15 protein-coding genes are annotated in these 20,265 nt (G+C 63.8%); 7 read left to right on the forward strand and 8 right to left on the reverse strand.

What is annotated here, in order from left to right; all coding sequences use genetic code 11:
* A complete protein-coding gene (locus tag AVME950_RS10655; protein WP_284429800.1) occupies nucleotides 1-933 on the forward strand; it encodes an electron transfer flavoprotein subunit alpha/FixB family protein in 933 nt (310 codons plus the stop codon).
* 72 nt (nucleotides 934-1,005) lie between these two features.
* Nucleotides 1,006-1,998: a tripartite tricarboxylate transporter substrate binding protein gene (locus tag AVME950_RS10660; protein ID WP_284429801.1), complete on the forward strand. Its 993-nt coding sequence runs from the start codon at nucleotides 1,006-1,008 to the stop codon at nucleotides 1,996-1,998.
* A gap of 198 nt (nucleotides 1,999-2,196) precedes the next feature.
* On the opposite strand, the gene AVME950_RS10665 is transcribed toward AVME950_RS10660, so the two are convergent.
* The 5 genes from AVME950_RS10665 to AVME950_RS10685 all read right to left on the reverse strand — a co-directional run bounded on the left by AVME950_RS10665 (nucleotide 2,197) and on the right by AVME950_RS10685 (nucleotide 7,244).
* The gene (locus AVME950_RS10665; RefSeq protein ID WP_284429802.1) at nucleotides 2,197-3,177 is read right to left on the reverse strand and encodes a Bug family tripartite tricarboxylate transporter substrate binding protein; all 981 of its coding nucleotides are present in this window, start codon (nucleotides 3,175-3,177) and stop codon (nucleotides 2,197-2,199) included.
* Nucleotides 3,178-3,299: 122 nt separating this feature from the next.
* Entirely contained in the window at nucleotides 3,300-4,283 is a 984-nt protein-coding gene (locus AVME950_RS10670) for a Bug family tripartite tricarboxylate transporter substrate binding protein (RefSeq protein ID WP_284429803.1), read from the reverse strand.
* A gap of 41 nt (nucleotides 4,284-4,324) precedes the next feature.
* Nucleotides 4,325-5,356, reverse strand: a complete 1,032-nt coding sequence (locus AVME950_RS10675; protein ID WP_284429804.1) for a hydroxyacid dehydrogenase — start codon at nucleotides 5,354-5,356, stop codon at nucleotides 4,325-4,327.
* Nucleotides 5,353-6,030, reverse strand: coding sequence for an RraA family protein (locus AVME950_RS10680; protein WP_284429805.1), 678 nt, complete (start codon nucleotides 6,028-6,030; stop codon nucleotides 5,353-5,355). Before AVME950_RS10680 ends, AVME950_RS10675 begins: the two co-directional genes overlap by 4 nt.
* A complete protein-coding gene (locus AVME950_RS10685; RefSeq protein ID WP_284429806.1) occupies nucleotides 6,027-7,244 on the reverse strand; it encodes an alpha-hydroxy acid oxidase in 1,218 nt (405 codons plus the stop codon). Before AVME950_RS10685 ends, AVME950_RS10680 begins: the two co-directional genes overlap by 4 nt.
* A gap of 84 nt (nucleotides 7,245-7,328) precedes the next feature.
* Here AVME950_RS10685 and AVME950_RS10690 point away from each other — a divergent pair, with 84 nt between their 5' ends.
* A complete protein-coding gene (locus tag AVME950_RS10690; protein WP_284429807.1) occupies nucleotides 7,329-8,231 on the forward strand; it encodes a LysR family transcriptional regulator in 903 nt (300 codons plus the stop codon).
* A gap of 213 nt (nucleotides 8,232-8,444) precedes the next feature.
* On the opposite strand, the gene AVME950_RS10695 is transcribed toward AVME950_RS10690, so the two are convergent.
* Nucleotides 8,445-9,395, reverse strand: a complete 951-nt coding sequence (locus tag AVME950_RS10695; RefSeq protein ID WP_284429808.1) for a LysR substrate-binding domain-containing protein — start codon at nucleotides 9,393-9,395, stop codon at nucleotides 8,445-8,447.
* A 126-nt stretch (nucleotides 9,396-9,521) separates the two neighbouring features.
* Between AVME950_RS10695 and dsdA the strand changes: the two genes are divergently transcribed.
* The 4 genes from dsdA (at nucleotide 9,522) to AVME950_RS10715 (ending at nucleotide 14,908) form a co-directional block, all read left to right on the forward strand.
* Nucleotides 9,522-10,907, forward strand: coding sequence for a D-serine ammonia-lyase (gene dsdA / locus AVME950_RS10700; RefSeq protein WP_284429809.1), 1,386 nt, complete (start codon nucleotides 9,522-9,524; stop codon nucleotides 10,905-10,907).
* Nucleotides 10,908-10,981: 74 nt separating this feature from the next.
* Nucleotides 10,982-11,965: a Bug family tripartite tricarboxylate transporter substrate binding protein gene (locus tag AVME950_RS10705; protein WP_284429810.1), complete on the forward strand. Its 984-nt coding sequence runs from the start codon at nucleotides 10,982-10,984 to the stop codon at nucleotides 11,963-11,965.
* A gap of 193 nt (nucleotides 11,966-12,158) precedes the next feature.
* Nucleotides 12,159-13,715, forward strand: coding sequence for an amidase (locus AVME950_RS10710; protein ID WP_284429811.1), 1,557 nt, complete (start codon nucleotides 12,159-12,161; stop codon nucleotides 13,713-13,715).
* A 17-nt stretch (nucleotides 13,716-13,732) separates the two neighbouring features.
* Entirely contained in the window at nucleotides 13,733-14,908 is a 1,176-nt protein-coding gene (locus AVME950_RS10715) for an NAD(P)/FAD-dependent oxidoreductase (RefSeq protein WP_284429812.1), read from the forward strand.
* A gap of 116 nt (nucleotides 14,909-15,024) precedes the next feature.
* Here AVME950_RS10715 and AVME950_RS10720 read toward each other — a convergent pair whose 3' ends face one another.
* Complete coding sequence (locus tag AVME950_RS10720) at nucleotides 15,025-15,636, reverse strand: DMP19 family protein (protein ID WP_284429813.1); 612 nt, start codon at nucleotides 15,634-15,636, stop codon at nucleotides 15,025-15,027.
* 102 nt (nucleotides 15,637-15,738) lie between these two features.
* Nucleotides 15,739-20,193, reverse strand: a complete 4,455-nt coding sequence (locus AVME950_RS10725) for a LysM peptidoglycan-binding domain-containing protein (RefSeq protein ID WP_284429814.1) — start codon at nucleotides 20,191-20,193, stop codon at nucleotides 15,739-15,741.
* Nucleotides 20,194-20,265 lie beyond the last annotated feature (72 nt).

A 20,265-nucleotide genomic window follows, 5' to 3' on the forward strand; every position in this document is an offset into this window, starting at 1 on the left:
ATGACAGCCCTCGTAATTGCCGAACACGACAACGCCAGCATCAAGCCCTCCACCCTGAACACCGTCACGGCCGCCGTGGCCTGCGGTGGCGACGTGCACGTGCTGGTGGCGGGCAGCGGCGCCGATGCCGCCGCCCAGGCCGCCGCGCAGATCGCCGGCGTCAGCAAGGTCATCCTGGCCGATGGCGCGAGCCTCCAGGACGGCTTGGCCGAGAACGTCGCCGCCCAGGTGCTGGCCATTGCCGGCCAATACAGCCACATCCTGTTCCCCGCCACCGCGGGCGGCAAGAACGTGGCCCCCCGCGTGGCCGCCAAGCTCGACGTCGCCCAGATCAGCGACATCACGAAGGTCGACAGCCCCGACACCTTCGAGCGCCCCATCTACGCCGGCAACGCCATCGCCACCGTGCAAAGCAGCGATGCGACCAAGGTCATCACCGTGCGCACCACCGGCTTCGATGCCGCGGCCGCCACGGGGGGCTCGGCCGCCGTCGAGAAGCAGGAGGCCGCCGCCGATTCGGGCAAGAGCAGCTTCGTGGGCCGCGAGGTCACCAAGAGCGACCGCCCCGAGCTCACCGCCGCCAAGATCATCGTCTCGGGCGGGCGGGCGCTGGGCAGCAGCGAGAAGTTCAACGAAGTGATGACGCCCCTGGCCGACAAGCTGGGTGCGGCGATCGGCGCGAGCCGCGCGGCGGTGGATGCGGGCTACGCGCCCAACGACCTGCAGGTGGGGCAGACGGGCAAGATCGTGGCGCCGCAGCTGTACATCGCGGCGGGCATCTCGGGCGCGATCCAGCATCTGGCGGGCATGAAGGACTCCAAGGTGATCGTGGCGATCAACAAGGACCCGGAGGCGCCGATCTTCAGCGTGGCCGACTACGGCCTGGAGGCCGACCTGTTCACGGCCGTGCCGGAACTGGTGGACCGGCTCTGACCTATGGACCAGAGCCACACGCCATGCCGTGTGCCGGTCATTTCCCCTGATTCCTGGAGATAGGAGACACACATGCACACATTCCTTCGCCGCCGCCAACTGTTGCTCGCCGCCACGGCGGGTTTCGCCGGAGCGGCTGTCAGCGCGCCGGCCTTGGCCAGCGTCCCCTGGCCGAGCAAGCCGATTCGGATCGTGGTTCCTTACACTGCGGGCGGTTTCACCGACCAGATGGCGCGCTTGCTGCAGGTGGGCTTGCAACAGCGCTTGGGCCAGCCGGTGATCGTGGACAACAAGCCGGGCGCCAACAGCATCATCGGCGTGGACGCCGTGGCCAAGGCCGCGCCGGACGGCTACACCTTCGGCGTGTTCATCGCCGCCTATGCCGCCAACACCACGCTGTATCCCAAGCTGCCGTATGACCCGAAGAAGGATTTGGTGGGCGTGTCGCTGATGGGGGTGTCGCCCCTGGTGGCCGCCGTAGCGATGAATGCGCCCTTCAAGACGACGGCCGAACTGGTGGCCTATGCGCGTTCCAATCCAGGCAAGCTGAGCTTCGCGTCGTCTGGCAACGGATCTGCCGCCCACCTCACCTCCGAGCTGATGCGCCTGATCACCAAGACCGAGATGGTGCACATCCCGTACAAAGGTGCTTCACCTGCGCTGGCAGACCTCATGGGTGGGCAGGTACCGCTGTTCCTGGATCCACCGCCCAACCTGATCCAGCCAGCCAGGGCCGGAAAGATCCGCCTCATCGGGGTGGCCAGCGAAAAGCGCCTTCCTGCCTTGCCCGATGTCCCGACCTTTGCCGAGCAGGGCTACCCTGGCCTGGTGGGCAGTACCTGGGCCGCGATGCTCGCGCCTTCCGGCGTGCCCCGCGAAATCGTGCAGCGCATGTCCGACGAAGTGGCGCGCATCGTCCGCAGCCCCGAAGTGACGCAGCGGCTGGAGCAGACCATGGGGACGTTCGCTGAAGGCTCCACCCCTCAGGAATGCGATGCCTTCATCGCGTCGGAAACGGTCAAATGGGCCAAAGTGATTCAGGAGGCGCGGGTCACGCTGGATTGACGCGGGGGCGAGGGCGGGGCTTCCACCCCGTCGGCGCAGGCAGCACCTGCCGCCGCTCTTCATGAAACTTCGCACTCCGTGATCAGCCACTGGATCTGCGCCATGACCGGGTGGGCATCTGACGAGTGATCTGCTCCAGCAAACGCATGGGCTCCAAAGTACGAGAGTGAAGGCGGTCCTTGCGGTCCTTGTTATCAGTTACTCGGCTTTCGCACCGGACACCCGCACCTGCTCGGCAGCCAATGGCATCTGCTGCTGCACGAAGCTCCAGAATTCATCGACGCCCATCGGCTTGACGGGCAGCGAACCCTGGTCCAGGAACTGCTTTTGCACCTCGGGATTGCGCAGGGCGGTAGCGAGCGCAGCATTGAGCTTGTCCAACGCTGCACGCGGCGTGCCTGCCGGCGCGACCAGTCCGTACCAGGAGTCGGTATGGAACCCCTTCACCCCGGCTTCCTCGAAAGTCGGTACGTCGGGTAGCGCTGGCAGGCGCTGTCGAGCGGCCACCGCGAGCGGGCGCAGCTTGCCCGAGCGGATGAAGGACATTGCGCCCGTCGTCAGAACGAAATCCACGCGGCCAGCCATCAGGTCGGTCATCGCCGGGGCCGTTCCCTTGTAAGGGATGTGGGTCACGTCGGCGCCAGTGATCTTCTTGAAGTTGGCGCCAGCCAGATGCTGACTGGAGCCGACGCCGCCTGATCCGTAATTGAGCTGGCCTGGTCGGGCTTGAGCGGCCTTGAGCAAGTCCGCAACCGAGAGAAACGGCGAATCGGTCGGTACCAGCAGCACGCTCGGAGATGTCGTAATCATGCCGATGGGTGCGAAGTCTTTTATGGGGTCATGGTTGAGTTTCGGGTACAGCGCAGAATTCAGACCGTGCGATGCCACCGTCGCCAGCATGATGGTGCTGCCATCCGGCTTCGCGCGTGCAGCCGCATCGCTGCCGATGTTGCCCCCAGCGCCCCCCTTGTTGTCGATGACGATGGATTGGCCCAATGCCTCGGACATGCGGACGGCCGTGAGCCGTGCCACGTTGTCGGAGGGGCCTCCGGCAGGCCAGCCCACGATCATGGTGATGGGGCCGGCCGATAGAGCGCCCTGGGCCATGGCGTGGATTTGAGGTAGCAGCGCAACCGCCAATGCGAGTGCGGAGAAGCGACGGCGAGTCAGTGTGGTCATGGTGTGCTTTCATCGAGGAGCTTGCAGGCCTGCAGCGAACCCATTGAGTGGTGAGTCCTTCAAGGGTGTTCCGGGAAATGGGGGTGGCGCGTTTGCCTCGGCGGACAAGCGGACTCCACGCTTCACGGTTTGTCTTGCCAGGGCATTTCTGCCCAGAGTTTGCGAAAGTTGGCTTCCGTGGCTTCGAGTTCGGCCGCATAAGCCGCTGGCCCCAGGTATCGCAAAGGTGCGTACATGGCTTCGGCCTGCTGCTTGAACGCAGGGTCCGCGGCGATAGTGGCAATCGCATCAACCAGTTTCTTGCGGATCGCCTCCGGTAAGCCCTTGGGAGCCGCCAGGCCACGCAGCGAGGCCAACTCAATGGCAATCCCTTGCTCTTTGAAGGTCGGCACCTGTGGCGCCAGGGATGAGCGCTCAGCTGACATTTGACCCAGCAGTCGGATCGGGGTGCCCCCCTTCTGATATGCCAGCACCTCCCCGATGTTGATGGCGCCAATCACAATTTGCTGGCCCGTGGCCGCGGCACGCACCTCGCCAGCGCCTTTGTAAGGCACATGCATGAGCTTGGTTCCCGTAGCGCGTTCGAACAGCAGCATCGCCAGGTGGTCATCCGATCCGGTGCCTGTCGTGCCAACAGTCACAGCGCCAGGGTTCGCCTTGGAATAGGCCGCCAGGCCCGCCAGCGAGGTGATGTTGTTTGTGTTGTGTATCGCGAAGCCGCCCGGGTCGTCCACGAGGTTGCCAAGCAGGTCGTACTCGCTCCAGTGGAAACTGCTCTTGCGCTCAATCGGAATGGTCAACACATTGGGTGTGTTGATAAAGCCGATGGTGTAGCCATCAGGCTTCGCGCGTGCCAGCTCGCCAAAGCCGATGCCGCCTCCCGCGCCAGGACGGTTGAGTACCACGACACTGCCTTCGAGTTGCTTTTCCAGGTGCCGTGCCAGCAACCGGGCGACAAGGTCGGTACCTCCACCAGGACCGTAGGCCACAATCAGCTCGATGGGTTTAGAAGGGTACGGCGCGGCGGGCTGCGCTGCTGAGGGAAGCGCAAATGCAGTAGCGAGCAGTCCGGCGCACAGCGTGCGACGGGTCCATTGTTTGTTCATGCTTGTCTCCGTGATGTGTGCCCGTTTCGGGCTTATGGAAATCAGTGGCCGAGCGCGGCGGCAATACGCTCCCTGGCCCGTGGCCAGACGTCAGGGTTGACCAGGCGCTCAGGTCGCTCGCCATCCGAGAGCAACTGCAAGATCTGTATGGCGGCCAGCGTGGCGTTGTTGCGCCGGGCTTCATGTGTGACACCAGCCGTGTGGAACGTTGCCACGACATTCGGGAGGCGCAACAGGGCATGGCTGGCGGGTGGAGGCTCCTGGTCCCACACATCGAGACCTGCACCCTTGAGATGGCCGCTGGCGATTGCAGCATGCAGGGCGTTCTCATCGTGAATGCCGCCGCGTGCGGTGCTGACGAAGATGCTGCCTGGCTTCATCGCTGCGAATGCGGCTGCGTTCATCAGCCCGAGGGTGCTGGCATTGCGCGGGCAGTGCAGCGAGACAATGTCGGAACGACGCAGCAATTCATCCAGTGACACGAATTGCGCACCTCGTGCACTCATCTCGGCGTCGTCCAGTGCGGGATCAACGCCCAGCACTTGCATGCCGAAGGCCCGACCCAGTGCTGCGGTGCGCCGGCCGGTTTCGCCGACACCCACAATGCCCAGTGTGCGTCCGCGCAGTTCGTGGCCCATCAAGTCTTCGCGACTGAAGCTGCGTTGTTTCGAGCGCAGCAACGCATCCGATTCCGGAATGCGGCGCAGCACCGCCAGCATCAGGCCGAGTGCCAATTCGGCGACTGAATCGGCGTTGCCGCCGGCCTGGTTCATGACCACCACGCCAGCGCGCGTACACGCTTCGATGTCGATGGTGTCGCAACCTGAACCACTCGACGAAACCGCCAGCAGCTTGGGGCAGCGTGCCAGCAACTCAGCGCTGACGAACCAGCGTCGCGGCAACTCATCCTTGGCCGCAGTGATCTGCAGCACTTGCGCTTGGGCCAGCGCCTCCCATGCTGCACGGTCAGCGCCTTCCCGTGCGCAGGTCTGCAATGTCACGCCAGGGGCTGCGGAGATGATGCGATTGAAGGCCGGGTCCAGCCAATAGTCGAAGCGGACGACCTGGCTCACAGAACGCCCTTCTCGCGCAGCGTGCGTTCAACCCAGCTCCGGTCGGCGCGGCCTTCAGCGATGGCCTGCAGCGCATCGGCTTCGATGCGTTCAATGGCTTCGACACGTGCCGCAATGTCTTCGGCCTCTTCGGGCGGCACCGCCAGCAGGCCATCGCCATCGCCAACCACAATGTCCCCGGGATGCACCACCATCCCGTCAATGGTGACTGGCACATGCAACTCGCCTGGGCCATCCTTGTATGGGCCACGGTGTGCAACGCCGCGTGCATACACCGCCAGACTATGCTGACCGATGGCGTCGCTGTCACGAATCAGCCCGTCGATGACGATGCCTGCCGCGCCGCGCGCGATCAGCAGCGCGAGCATGATTTCGCCAATGATGGCGTTCGGACCCACTCCGCCGGCATCCACCACGATGACGTCACCCGGTGCGCAGGTGTCGATGGCGTGGTGCACCATGAGGTTGTCACCAGGCCTGGTGCGCACCGTCAGCGCACGGCCTGCGAGTCCACCATCGCGTTTGTGGAACGGTTTCAGCGACGAAGTTCCGGTGGTGCGGCTCATGGCGTCGCTGATGTTGGCGACTTGAAAGCCTCGGTACTGCGCCAAGAGTGCGTCACTCACGACGGTCGAGGGGCGCGCATGAATGTGGAAACCCTGGATTTTGCTCATGGTTGGTTCGAAGTGATGGGGAAATAGTCGATGGGACTGGCAACTGGACGGATGCAGCGGGATGTGATGTCGGCAATGCGCGTGAGCCCCAGCATGGCCATATCCCGAGAAATTTCTTCGTGCAGCAGGGAGATGGCATGGGCCACGCCGCCTTGTCCAGCGACCGAGGCGGCATAGTTGAAGGGCCGGCCCACGAATACGCAGCGTGCCCCGAGGGCCAACGCTTTGACGGCGTCGGTACCGCGGCGAACGCCGCTGTCGAGCATCACCGGCATTTCGGGAACGGCGCGTGCGATGGCGGGCAACACGCGCAGCGGTGCCACCGCACCGTCCAGCTGACGCCCTCCGTGGTTGGAGACGATGATCCCGTCGACGCCATGGTCGCGTGCATGCACAGCGTCCTCCGGCGTCAGGATGCCCTTGACCACGAGTTGATTCGGCCAGCGCTTGCGTATGGCTGCCAGATGGGGCCAAGCCAGGTGGGCGCGGTCTGAGAAATCGCGCAGCACATTGGAGGAAAGGATGGGCGCGCCGCGCGTGGCGTAGTTGTTCTCGAAGTGGGGCATGCCATGCAGCAGCAGCGTCTTCAGAAACGTACCCAGCAACCAGCGCGGATGGCTCAGGCCTTGCCAAGCCAGCGAAAGGCTGGGCTTGAGCGGCGTTGAAAAGCCTGCACGCACATTGTTTTCACGGTTCGCTGCGACGGGTGTGTCCACAGTGACCACCAGGGTCTGTACGCCTGCGCCTTGCACGCGATCGAGCAGGCCATCGATCTGCGCAAGCTCGCCCGGCAGGTAGGCCTGGAACCAGGTTTGCGGAGCGATCGCCATCACCTCTTCGAGCCGAATCAACGAAGAGCCGCTCATGATGGCCGGCACATTGGCTTGCTGTGCTGCCTGGGCCAGCACGACATCGCCACGGTAGGCCGAGAGCGCGGAAATACCCATGGGCGCGAGTCCCACCGGCGTGGCGTAGCGGCGGCCGAAGAGTTCGAATCCGAGGTCGCGTTGCGCGACGCCGACCAGCATGCGCGGGCGGAAGGCCAAATCATTGAAGGCCCGGCGGTTCTCCGCCAGCGACTGGTTGTCCTCTACGGCGCCGCTGATGTAGGCAAAGATGGGCCGAGGCAGGTGGCGGCGGGCCAACTTCTCGAAGTCGTCCAGGGACAGCACCTGTCGGCAGGCTTTGGGGATGAGTAGGGGAGAAGAAGGCATGGCGCAACCATGGTGCGCCGGTTGATATTGAAATAAAAGAGAAAAAATTCGAACTTCTAATTTCGCTTTTAGTAAACTAAATTCATGACCCTCAAGCAACTCGAGGCCTTCTACTGGGCCGCCACTTGTCTCAATTTCACGGTCGCGGCTGAACGGGTGCACCTGTCCATTTCTTCCCTGTCAAAGCGCATTGCTGAATTGGAGGTTTCGCTGGGGACCCTGCTGTTCGACCGGAGCGGGCGGTCAGCCGAGTTGACGCCCCATGGCGAACTGCTGTTGCCGCGTGTTCGTGCGTTGCTGCATGACGCGGCCCAGTTGCAACAGGCCATCGGTCAAAGTACTGGTTTGCAAGGGCGTTGCCGGATTGGCTTTGGCGAACTGAGTGGACTGACCTGGCTGCCGAAGCTGGTGCAGAAGGTGGCCGAACTGCATCCTGCGCTGCAGTTGGAGCCGCATACCGACATTGGCCAAGTGCTGGAGCAGCGCATCGTGGATGGCGAACTCGACTGCGTGGTGATCGCAGGCCCCTCATCGCGCAGTACCTTGGCTTTCGAACGCGTAGCGCAGGTGCGATTCGTCTGGGCTGCAAGCGAGGCATTTCTCGTGAAAGCCGGTACTGACTTGCCGCAGCGCCTGGTACGCGAGCAGATGCTGATTGCCCTGCCTGAGGGCTCAGGTGCTACCCGCATCCTGGATGAATGGCTGAGCGGTCAATCGATGAGCGTCGAGCGGCGGCTCAGCTGCAACAGTTGGGGTGCGGTGGTGGGAATGGTGGCCGAAGGCCTGGGCTTCACGTACATGCCCCACGGGTGGGCCGAAGCGCTGCAAGCTCGCGGGATGCTGAGGATTCTGTCTGCAGGCAATGCGTTGGCACCCCTGACCTATACCGTGCAGTGGCGGCGCGACGATGTGAGGCCGCTCATCACGGAAATGCGAAAAATCATCAAAAGCGTCATCGACTTTTCCGCTCCCCGCTGCTTGTGCTGAAAAGTACAGAGTGATCCATCATGATCTCGGATACGCAGGCGCAACGCGCCTCTGACTCCGAACAGTGCTCGTCGACACTTCGATGCCAGATTCCAATCGCAGCAATATCACACGAAACGGTCAGTGATGCTGGTTCGGAGCATTGCGTTTTCGTCGGCACGATGTGTGCCGGAACACCTTTCGCTGCAAGTGCGGGAGCTGTGAAGGGTTTTTTCACGGCGCCGGCAGCGCCTGTCGCCGCTCCTCACAAAATCCCCGTCCCTCTTCTACCAACCACTCCCGGACCTGCTCCATGGCCGGGCTGGGATGCGCGGTGGTCACAAACGAGTAAGACGCGCGCGACAGTACGCTGCGCTGAAGAACCGGCACCAAACGCCCTGCCTTGACGTCCTGCAATACCAGTGCGGCGCGGCCCATGGCAATGCCCTGGCCGGCCAGTGCGGCGCCCTGGGCCAATTGAGACAGATTGAATTGCTGGCCACCCGCACACAGTGGTGGCGCGGCGCCCATTTGGGTAAACCAGTGTTGCCATTCCTCGTACGTGTCGGCGCCGTCCCATGCGCTGCCGTCGTGCAACAGCCAGTCGCGGTGCAGGTCCTGGGGTGATGTGATGGGTGGATGCCGCGCCAAAAAATCGGGGCTCGCCACGGGCAGGAGCCACTCATCGAGAAACACCGTTGCGTTCAGATCACGGTAGCCGCCCAAATCGAAACGCACTGCGGCCTCGATACCGTCCCGCACCATGCGGGTGCGGTCCAGTCTGTGGAACTCGCCAAACACCCGCAGGCCCATGCTCGGATACTGGCGGAAAAATTCGCCCAGCCGGGGCGTGAGCCAGCTCATGGCGAACGACGGTGAGCAACTGAGGGTGGCAGTAGCGGCCTCCTGCGGCCGGCGCATCTGCGCCAGTGTGTTTTCGATCGCGGTGAAGCTCTCGCGCAGCACCACAGCCAGCCACTGGCCCTCGGGCGTGGGCACCAGCGCGCGCGGTGTGCGAAGGAACAGCGGACGGTGCAGCCAGTCTTCGAGGTGCTTGACCTGCTGGCTGACGGCGCCTTGGGTGATGCAAAGTTCGGCAGCGGCCTTGGTGAAGCTGCCGTGGCGGGCGGCTGCATCAAAACAGCGCAGCCAGGCGAGCAAGGAGGCGGAGAGGTGGATGTCCATTACTTTGGCTAATGCGTTCGCCACTATAAATGCGTTGTGGCAACAGGGTGACGGGCGAAGAATGCGTTACCGGGGCCCTTTGGAAATCGGCCCGAAAACCGTGTCCCATTGCTGCCTGAACCTGATATGTCCTATCCAATCAACCGTTCCCCGCAGGCTGGAGTTGACGCCTTGGCAATCCGCCTCCGGCAGGCCCAACCGTGCCTGTGGACCAATCCTGAACGCCTGGAACATCCGCCGGCCACGTTGGAGGCACTGGGGCGCAGCATTAGTCTGGATGATACGAAAACCGCTGCCGCTCGCCTGAAACGTTTCGAGGCATTGCTGGCACAGGTGTTTACGGAATTGGCAGACGCGAAGGGCGTCGTGGAGTCGCCCCTGCTGCCAGCTGCCGCGTTGAAGCCTGTGCTCGGCCTGCAGCCAGGGCAGGGCAACCTGTTCATCAAGGCCGATCACCGCCTGCCAGTGGCGGGCTCCATCAAGGCGCGTGGCGGGATGCATGAGGTGCTGGAGTTCGCCGAACAACTGGCGCTGAAGCATGGGTTGGTGTCGCAGAGCGGTGACGAACATGCCTACCTTGCGCTGGCCGGCACTGCGGCACGCGAAGTGCTGGGACGCTACCAAGTGGCAGTGGGGTCTACCGGCAATCTGGGGCTGAGCATCGGCGTGGTGGCCTCGGCCCTGGGATTCAAGGCGGCGGTACACATGTCGGCCGATGCCAAGGAGTGGAAAAAGGAGCGTCTGCGCCAGCGTGGCGTGCTGGTGGTGGAGCATGCGGGCGACTATGAGCGCGCAGTGGCCGCCGGTCGCTCCCAGGCCGGAGCCGATCCCACGTGCCACTTCGTGGACGACGAGCAGTCGTTCTCGCTGTTGCTGGGGTACAGCACCGCGGCCTTGCATCTGCAAAAGCAGCTGGCAGAGCAGGGCATCGTGGTGGATGCCGGTCACCCCCTCATCGTTTACCTGCCTTGCGGGGTGGGCGGAGCACCTGCGGGCATCACCTTTGGCCTGCGGCAGTTGCTGGGACCCCATGTGCATTGCTTCTTCGCGGAGCCGGTTCAGTCGCCATGTTTCCTGGTGCAGATGCTGGGTGGGCAAGCCGGCTTGGCAAGCGGTTCAGCGCACCCTTCGGTATATGACTGGGGCCTGACCAACCAGACGGAGGCCGATGGGCTGGCCGTGCCGCGCGCTTCGTTGCTGGCGGCCGAATTGATGGCGCCGCTGCTGTCCGGGGTATTCACGGTGGCGGACGACACCTTGTTCGCCCATTTGGTGCAGGTGCTGGATGCGCTGGGCGAGCGCATCGAGCCCTCGGCCGCGGCAGGCTTCAGCGGCCCCGGCATGCTGACCGGCACCGATGCGGGGCAGGCTTGGCTTCGCAGCACCGGCGTGGGCGAAGTGCTGCCCCAGGCCACCCACCTCCTGTGGACCACTGGCGGGCTCTTGGTGCCTGATGCGCAGTATCAGGGCTTTGTGAAGCGCGGGCGGGATTTGCTTGCCGCGCGTGACTGACGCAGCGTGCGTCTGCGGCATTTCTCGATGTCTCTTTTTTTCTATACCCTTGTTTGACCCTTGGAGCTAACGTCATGAACCGCAAGAAGCTGCTTTTGTCCGCTGTGATCTGTGCCTTGGGCGCGGCTTCGTGGGCCCCTGCCATGGCACAGGAAGCGCCATTCCCCACCAAGCCCATCACGCTGGTGATTCCGTTTCCGCCCGGCGGCGCCACCGACGTGCTGGGCCGGCTGATTGGCAAGAAGATGGGCGATCTGCTCGGGCAAAGCGTGGTCATCGACAACCGCGCCGGGGCGGGCACCACCATTGGGGCTGCTTATGCGGCCAAGGCAACGCCCGACGGCTACACGTTGCTCATGAGTTCAGGCACAACCTTTACCGTGAACCCTGCGGTGCGCCCCAAGCTGCCCTACGACCCGGTCAAGAGCTTCGAGCCCATCGGCATTGCCGGGCGCACCAGCCTGATCCTCTTGGCAAACAAGGACGTGCCGGCGGCTGACCTGAAGCAGTTTGTGGCTTTGGTGAAGGCCGCACCCGATAAATATTCCTATGGCTCCTTTGGCGCGGGCACCACGTCGCAGTTTGCAGGCGAGATGTTCTTTCACGCCGCGGGTTTGAAGATTCAGCACGTGCCCTACAAGGGCAGTGCGCCCGCCATGACGGACCTGATGGGTGGGCAGATTCCGTTCACGGTAGACACCGTGTCGGCGGCACTGCCTCAGCTCAAGGACGGCAAGATCAAGGCCATTGCCGTCACGGCGGGCAAGCGTTCGGCCCTGCTGCCCAAGGTCCCCACGCTGGTGGAAAGCGGATACCCCGGCCTGGAGATGGACACCTGGCTGGCCATGGTGGCGCCGCGCGGGCTGCCGCCCGCCGTCAAGTCGCGGCTGGAGTTGACCCTGGCCCAGGTGGTGTCGGACCCGGAAACCCGCGACAAGATGATCGCTGTGGGCTTTGAGCCTGCCTATGCTTCGTCCAAAACGGTGGCCGAGTTGATCGACAGGGAACTGCCCCTGATGCGCGCCATTGCCCAGCGAGCAAGCATCACGGCCGATTGAGACCCACACCGCGCTGTATTCACCGTGCCATGCGGTAGGACGTTGCCCGCGGGACAGAAAGACTTTGCGCTGCGGCACTGCTTTGGACTGCCGCAGGTTCAGAGGCTGACGGTGGTTCGCAGACATCATGGATAACGAATGGATACGCGCTGCCGGATGTGCACTGCCAAATCGACAAGGAGACGAATACCCCATGATCACCCCCAGCACGCTGGTCGAGTTGACCGCCAACGAACTGCGTCACCGCATCGGCACCCGAGAGGTATCACCTGTGGAACTGCTGGACGCCTGCATCGAACGCATCGAGGCCGTAAACCCGTCCGTTAACGCCATCACCGCCACCTGCTATGACCGCGCTCGCGCTGAGGCCAGGGTGGCTGAGGAGGCCGTGCTGCGCGGCGAGCCGTTAGGTCTGCTGCATGGCCTGCCGCTGGGCGTAAAGGATCTGGAAGCCACGGCTGGGCTACTGACCACCTATGGCTCGGAAATCTATCGCGACCACATCCCTGTGCAAGACAACGTGCTGGTGGCCCGCCTGCGAGCCGCTGGCGCCATCGTGGCGGGTAAAACCAACATTCCCGAAATGGGCGCCGGCGCCAACTCGCGCAACACCGTGTGGGGGGCTACGGGCAACCCGTTCAACCCTACGCTGAATGCCGGGGGCTCATCGGGCGGCTCGGCCGCGGCACTTGCCTGCGACATGCTGCCCGTGTGTACGGGCTCGGACACGGGCGGTTCGCTGCGCATTCCCGCCTCCATCTGCGGCGTGGTGGGTTTTCGGCCGTCACCCGGCGTGGTGCCGAGCTCGCGCAAGCTGCTTGGCTGGACGCCCATCTCCGTCGTGGGCCCGATGGGCCGCACGGTGGAAGAAGCTTGCCTGCAACTGGCCGCGACGGCGGGCATGTCGGCCGGCGATCCGCTGAGCTACCCGTTGGACCCCACGAGCTTTCTATTACCCGAAACGGTGGACCTGGGCCGCCTGCGCGTGGCGATTACGGAGGACTTTGGTGCCTGCGCGGTGGACAACGGCATCCGCGCTGTGTTTCGCACCAAGGTGCAAGCCATGAAGCACCTGTTCGGCACGTGCGACACGATCGACATGGATCTGGGCGACGTGCACCGCTGCTTCGACGTACTGCGCGCCGAGGCCTTCGTGGCCGGCATGCTCGAAGCCTACCAGCGCGACCCAAATAGCCTGGGTCCCAATACCCGTGCCAACTACGAAATGGGTGCCGCTATGACGCTGCTCGACAGCGCCTGGGCACAGGCCGAGCAAACGCGCATTCTGTCGCGGTTTCAGGTGCTGTTCGAGCAGTACGACGTGATCCTGTCTCCTACCACGCCCGTGTCTCCCTTCGCATGGACGCAGCTGTTTGCCAGTCACATCAACGGCGAGCCGCAGGCCAATTACTACCGCTGGCTGGCACTGACCTATGTGACCACGCTCACCACACACCCCTCGCTGAGCCTGCCGTGCGGGCTGGACGACGCAGGCATGCCCTTTGGCCTGCAGATCGTGGGACGTTTCCGGGCAGACCGCCACACGCTGGGCGTGGGCCATGCGATGGAGCAGGCCTTCAAGGGCATCGCCGGGCTGGACCGCCCAAGGCCGGACCTGGCCAAGTTGGTGGCAACCCGCGTGGAGCCCGCACTGACCTCGATCGTGACCGGCGCACCTGATCCGCGCGATGTCCGCAGCCTGCCGCGCGATGACCGAGCGGCCTCGGCGGCGAAGGTGTCTGCGGTGTGATGGGGGAGCGTGAAACCATGCAATCAGTGGACTTCATCATCATCGGCGCAGGCATCGCAGGTGCCTCGCTGGCCTGGCAATTGGTCAATTCGGAGGGTGAGAGCGACCGCCCCGGCGTGCTGCTGCTGGAGCGTGAATCCCAGCCCGGTTATCACACCACAGGGCGTTCCGCGGCGCTCTACATGGCCACCTACGGCACTCCCAACATCCAGGCGTTGACCCGCGCAAGCCGCGCCTTCTATGATGCGCCGCCGCCCGAGTTCGGAGCGGACCCCATCCTCTCGCCCCGTGGCGTGGTCTATGTGGCGGGGCCTGACCAACTGGACCTGCTGCAGCAGGCTTATGACGAAGCCCGGGCTGCATCGCCCAATGTGGAATGGGTGGAAAAGGCAGCACTGCTGGCCCAACTGCCATGCCTGAGGCACGATGCCGTGGCTGCAGGCATGCGCGAGCCCGACGCTGCCGACATCGACGTGCATGCGCTTCACCAAGGCTATCTGCGTGGGCTGCGGCAGCGTGGTGGTCAGGTGCTGACCCATGCCGAGGTAACGGATCTGCAGCGCCAGGGCGGCGGTTGGCGGGTCACACTGGCAGATGGCCGGCAGCTGCAGGCCGGAACCATCGTCAACGCGGCGGGCGCCTGGGCCGATGTGGTGGCAGGCCTCGCCGGCGTGCCGCCCATCGGATTGGAGCCGCGCAGGCGCACCGCCTTCACCTTCGCCGTGCCCGAGGGCCTGGATGCCGCCCACTGGCCGGCCGTGGTAGGCATTGACGAAAGTTTTTACTTCAAGCCTGACGCAGGCCAGTTGCTGGGTTCCCCTGCCAATGCCGACCCCACCCATCCGCACGACGTGGTGCCCGAAGAGCTGGATGTCGCCACCGGCATCTATCACATCGAGGAAATGACGACTTTCCAGATCCGCCGTCCATCCCATACCTGGGCGGGGCTGCGCTCATTTGTGCCGGATGGCGACATGGTCATCGGGTGGGACAACCATGTGCCGGGCTTTTTCTGGCTGGCAGGGCAGGGCGGGTATGGCATTCAGAGTGCTGCTGGCGCGTCGCTGCTTGCTCGGCAATTGCTGCGCGGCGAGCCACTGCCTGAGGAATTGGTGCGTGAGGGCTTGGTGGTGGAAGGGCTATCGCCGGCCCGGCTGTTCACACGGCAAAGCATTCCGGGCCAGGTGACATAGCCCTTTCCTGGCCGCGAAGTCAAAAACCATTCCCCGATCACCGATGGGTGTTGTCTGTATCGCGGTCATGGGACATCCATGGCGGCCACCGCGATCACGACCTTGGGCCTGAGAGGTCAGGTCATTTTGTACAGCTGATGGGAAGCGGCCAAATTCTCGAGCTGTGCACCGAACTGTTCCGCATGGCTCCAAAAGCGCCGGTCCAGGCCATCGAGCACCTGGTTCGCAATTTCATATTCAGGGTGGTCTTCCGATGCCGTGCGCATGAGGTCGAAGCGAGCCACGCGGTTGGTGGGTACTGGTGCGTCACCGAATACCGCAGCCTTTGCCTGCAATAGAAGGTCCAGGGCCAAGGTATCCCCGATCTCTTGGAGCGCATCGACGGTTTCGCGGTAGCGGTTACCGCTGGAGTTGGAGAAGAACTGATCGAAGCCTCCGTTGTGGACCTCGCCAGAAAGGACGCTGAGCAAGTAATAAAGCTGGTCGCCATGCGAGAGCGATTCAAAGCCCTCGCCCTTGTACACCCGGTCGACGAGGGCAATCCAATACAGGCGTTCCGGGGATTCTCGATCGGCACGCTCGGCCTCGCGGCGCTGCCGATGTTCCTCGCGACGCTCTTCAATGGAGCGGGTATTGCCTCGCACACAAGGCATGCACAGGCCACCGTTGCTTGCTGCCGTATCGGGGTGAATGGAGTCGCCGCATCTGGTGCATGGAAGACGTTGCAAGGGTTGATTCCTGTCTGTGGTTCAAGTCGCCTGCGCCGTTCGTTGGGATCACGAACTGGCTTGTGCGTCTGAAATGGATGACTTTGCCTCGCCGTCCGTCCTTCATGCAAGCGCTGAAACAATTTGCTGCAGTACCACCAAGGGCTGAGGGTGCGCCAGACCAGCATGGGCGTACAAGCGGATCTCGAAGGTCAGAAACCCCCCATGGGTTGGGCTGCCCGTATTGGTTCTCCAGGCTTCGAACGCGCCGATGATGCTCTGCACCGTGCTGGTCGCATTGAATTCAGAGAGTGGTAAGAACATCACTGGAGTCAGGGTTTCAATGGCCGGTGTGGAGCTTGCGACACGGTAGCCATAGGTGGTACGGACCATGATCTCGCGACCCGTTTCATCGCTATCGAACAACGCGTTGAACAGTGGCGTCAGTGGGTTGGTGGCCACGTCGTCGGTCCAGATGCCGATGGGCAGCGGGGTATCGATGCGGATGAGTGGGATCAGAGGTTCTGAAAACCCCGTCTGCGGGGTTCGGTAGACAAAGGCTGGGCAGGTCAGGGCGCCGTCGGTGCCCAGCAATTGCGCATTGCGTATGACGGCCACGGTCGCGTTGGCCCGTTGATAGCGAGCCACGTGCAGACCGGAAAGCGTCCATTGGCAAGACACAGGAGTGAAAGCCGGCACATTGGGAACGCCTTCACCCGCAGGAAAGTTGTAGTCACGACTCTGGTCCATGGGCTTTGCTCCGATCAGTGGGAGGTTCACGCCGTCTGCGCAGAGGATGGTGATCTCGGGCCATGCTAAGGGACCATCGGCTTGCAGCCGCTGCAGCGTCAGTTTGCAGTAGGCCGGTGGATTGGTCCCGTCGCCAGCGGCTGTGGTGGTGTGCAGCGTTGCCAGGTATTGGTAGCACTCATGCGGCACACTCGCATCGGTCAAACTTGGCATGGCGACGCCATGGGCGGTACTTTCGTCGCTGCCGGAAAGGTGTGGCGCCCGATGTCCGTCCATGCAGTGCGTGGCAGGGGGCGAGTCCTGCGAATCATGGCTGGGCCACCAATCCGACCAGAGTGCGCCCACACGTTCGGCTAGGTCGGCGAAGGCATGGAGTGCTGTCACGAGCACCGGGTCCTTCGGCGAAACACTGGGCGCTTGCAGTTGCTCAAGGATGGCCCAAAGGGGTTCCTGCACGGCCGTGTACTGCGCCAGGGCCTGGAACAGCGCGTTGTCACCCCGGTTTCCGAGGTCGGTGGCAACGGGCGGCTGACCGTTGAATTCAATCTCGATGAGGGCTTGGTCTTGTGCTGCATTGTCGTGGGCATGGGTGAACACATAAGACCAGTGCAGAGCCTCTGCCAGCGTGGCTGGGTCGGTCGGCCCTTCGGCCTGATGCGAGACCACGAGCGGCGGGTTGGGGCAGGCGCGCAGCGGCACCGGTACGACCGTCGTGCCCAGCGGCGCGCTGAAGGCCGCGGGTGGGAACCGTTCGAAGTCGCGCAAGAAGCTCAGTCGCTTTGGCTTGCCACTGTCGTTCTCCAAAAGCTGGCCGGCGACCTCCATGTCATGGACGGCATAGTCTGGTTGCAGTGCCACCGCTCGGTGAAGGGCGGGCTGGTCGACATCCAGCGGGAAGGAGACAGTGCCTTTGCGGGTGTTGGCCAGGGCGGTCGCGGCATTTCCCAACTGGCAGATTTTCCACGCGCTTGGATCGTCGGCGACGGAGTCGTGTGCGCCTGCAGCCTGTGGATTGCCCACGCGCCCAGTCCCCCAGAGCCGTGCCATGGACGCGGTGGCTGGGGATGTGACAGCGGCATTGAACTGCAGGATGGCAGCGGTGTCGTAGCCACTCAGCAATTGGTCCTGCAGGCGCTGTTGCAGTGCTTCGCGAGCCGCTTGCCATGCCTCCGAATCTAAGGCACCAAGGCTTGCCTCCTGGATCACCAGGACGGGGGAAAGCCCGTTTGCCACGGCGCGGGACAGAACCTTCTTGGCGGTCATCAGCCGAGCGAGCGCTTCGGGCGCCACTTGTGCAGCGGGCACGGCATGGCGGCCAGTGCAAAGCTGGTCCAATCCCGCCAACCAGATGCGCGCCCAGGCCTCCAGGTCAATGCCCTGGTAATCGTTGACAGTGGAGGCACCCCAGCCGCCGGTGGTCTCGTCAATGGATCGGATTTCGACGCCAGTCGCGTGCTCCAACGTGTTTGACAGAGGGCGCAGCGCGAAGCTCAGCGGCTGGAGCCCTTCAACCCCGGGCACGCTGGCCTGTGGCGACACCTTCACTTCGGCGATGCCGCCAGGGTCGACGAAAGAGATGCCCCATACATCGGCAGGAGTAGTGCCATGCACCATGGCCAGTTTCAGGCCGATCACAGTGCTCTCGATGGCAACAGCCAGCTGGCCCAGCGCGACAGCGTTGCTTTCTTGGCCATCGCCAATGCCGTTGCCCACCGACACCACCACGCTGCTGTCCTGCACCGCCGCGCCGGGCGCTTCTGTGGTGCCGCGCAACGCCGGTGGTACTTTGTCAGCGTCGCGCTTCAGCGTAACCCAGGTACGCAAAGGAAAAATCGCTCCCGGCAGTTGCCAGCCGCCAGCGCCGAAGGCAGCGCGCAGTACCGTATCGACCGGCGGCAGAAGCAATTGCGCGCCGGCTGCCAGAAACGCGGTGCACTGATTCGCGCGGACCAAGTCCTCGATGCTGACGTCATTCCCGGCCAACGCGAAGCGGCGGATGATGGCATGGATGCTGTCGCCTTGCGCGGTCTCAATGGTGGGTTCATCGGCGACTTGCGATGGCTTGAGCAAGACGCTTGGCACGATCAGCTTCGGCGTGGCCGCATTGGCGCTGAGCAGTGCTGTCGCACTCAGGCCATAAGCGATAGCCAGATCCTCTGGCGTGGTAGCGCTTGCCAAAACAGCGGGTGGACAAAGTAGCAGCGCGCCAGCGGCCAGTGCTTCGGGATCGGTGGCGATGGCTGTGGCAAATTCATCCAGAGTGACGGCTGGGTTGGCTCGCGCGACCAGCGTGTCGAAGCTGTCGCCGGATTGGGTGGTCAGTGGCTGGCCTGCGACGATGATCACCTGGCCTGGCGCCAGCGTGGCGGGCATGGAGCGGTTGGTCTCGCACAATGCCTGTTCGTCTGTTTGCTCTGTGTCTGTCGCTGCGGCCGGGACGAACAGCCCAGCAATGGTGGACAGTGTTTGACCAGCGCGAACGCGGTAAGGAATGCGCAGCGAAAGGGATGTGCCAGGCCATGCCGCCAAGCCGGGCACGGGCAAATCGCGCACCGCCAGTCCCGCGTTGTGGCGCAGCAGATCGCCCGGTCCGATGGCATGGGCGTGGGCCAAGGCGCCGAGAGGCTCTGCATCCAGGCCTGTGGTCAGCGTGGTTTTGAGCAAAAGCGCCGAACCTGCAGGGAGCAGATCGACCGTACCGACATTGAGTCTGGCCAGCGGGCCCATGGCAATGCCGGTGGGGTTGTCCGCCAGCGTCCAGCCGGCTTCGATCAGCCTGCGGTCCACTGCCAGCGTGATACCGGGGCGGAACATGCCTGGCTTGTCTGCGTTGGCCAGGGCGACCATGGCCGCTTCAATCGGTACACCTTTGTCTGAAAAGAGGTGCGCGATGTCGTTCAGGCAGGCATCGGCGCCTGGATCGCCTTCGGCCGGAACTTGCACCGCCACGCCTTCGGCTTCGAAGACAAAACCTGGCGCCAGCAGAGCGGGGCGGGTGTAGTTGGCCGCCACCAGGCTGGCTGGAGTCAGGTGCAGCGTGGCGGCGACTACCGACAGCGGCAGGCCGCCGGTGGGTTGTGTCTGGTCGGTGGTCGGAATCGCCAACTCGATGCCGGGGTTCAACGGCAGTGAGATGTTGTTCGGGTCGGTCAGCACGGCAGCAGGGTCCAGGTCCTCGGCCACCAGCGCTGCCACGGTGCCACCGGCCACGAAAGCGGCATAGCTGGGCATCCACAGGCCCTCGGGTGGTAGGTGCACCAGGGTGCCAATCGTGCGGTCTCGAGCGGCCAGGCCCATCGCCTGCCAATCCACACCGTAATGCGAATAGACATCGGCCAGCGTGGCTGCTGCGACGGGGTCGGCCATGGCCACGCCCAGCGTTGCAGCCGCTTGGCTGAATGCGTGGCACGCTGCGGCATAGGCGCGCAGCGGCGGGATTTCCACCGGCATTTGGATCGGCGTGCCGCCAGCCGGCTGGTTCAGCGAGGTGGCGAGGGACAGTTGCATGTCCGGCTGTACCAACTGCCACATGATGGCTTCGAAGCGGGTTGCGACTTCGCTGGCCATGGCTGCCGCCGCATCGCCCGCCGCTGTGGGTGCGGGCAGCAGGCCTTCGGGACGCATGGCGATGTTCACCGCCAATGTGGCGCCCGTTGTCTCGGCACTGGCAGGCAAAAAACGCCATGCCATGGTGGTGCTTGGCCAGGATGCAATGCCCAGCACGGCATCGCTGTAGCCGACCGGCGTGCTGTCGGTGTCGGCCTTTGCATCGCTCGATGGGGCGGTGGCTTGGGAGGGAGAGGGCGGAGAGTTCACTGCGGCGCTCATGGTCGCGCGTCCCCTGGCGCTGTCAGGCTGGCCGAGACGGCCGATGCAACTGCCTTGGATGCAGTGCTGCTG

It is taken from the genome of Acidovorax sp. SUPP950 (genome assembly GCF_030158935.1).
In the GTDB taxonomy this organism is placed as follows: domain Bacteria; phylum Pseudomonadota; class Gammaproteobacteria; order Burkholderiales; family Burkholderiaceae_C; genus Paracidovorax.